1 pseudogene is annotated in these 436 nt (G+C 71.1%); it reads right to left on the bottom strand.

Annotation, left to right across the window (positions count from 1 at the left end):
* Positions 1-436, bottom strand: a pseudogene (locus CWM66_RS28605) (imidazolonepropionase); the annotation flags it as partial.

The following is a 436-nucleotide window of genomic DNA, read 5'->3' as shown; positions in this document are numbered from 1 at the left end:
CCGGACGCAGTTCACCCAGGCGGCGGGCCACGCGCAGCTGGCGGCTTTCGTCTTCCAGGGTGAGGCCGTAGCCGGATTTGATCTCGATCGTGGTCACGCCTTCGGCCAGCATCGCGTCCAGGCGGGGCAGCGAGGCCGCGATGAGCGCGTCCTCATCCGCCGCGCGGGTGGCGCGCACGGTGGAGACGATGCCGCCGCCGGCCTGCGCGATTTCCGCATAGGTGGCGCCACGCAGTCGCTGTTCGAATTCGTTGGCGCGGTTGCCGGCGTAGACGAGATGGGTATGGCAGTCGATCAGGCCGGGGGTAATCCAGCGTCCGCCACAGTCGATGCGCTCGGCGGCCTCGAAGGCGGGTGCGTCGGCCGCGGGGCCGGCATGCACGATGAGGCCGTCGCGGCATGCCACGACGCCGTCGCGCACCAGGCCGAGGCCTTC

The sequence above is a fragment of the Kosakonia sp. H7A genome, from assembly GCF_003028445.1.
Classification (GTDB): domain Bacteria; phylum Pseudomonadota; class Gammaproteobacteria; order Enterobacterales; family Enterobacteriaceae; genus Kosakonia; species Kosakonia radicincitans.
The sequence above is the reverse complement of the archived record's forward strand: the minus strand, read 5'-3'. Positions and strand labels throughout refer to the sequence as shown.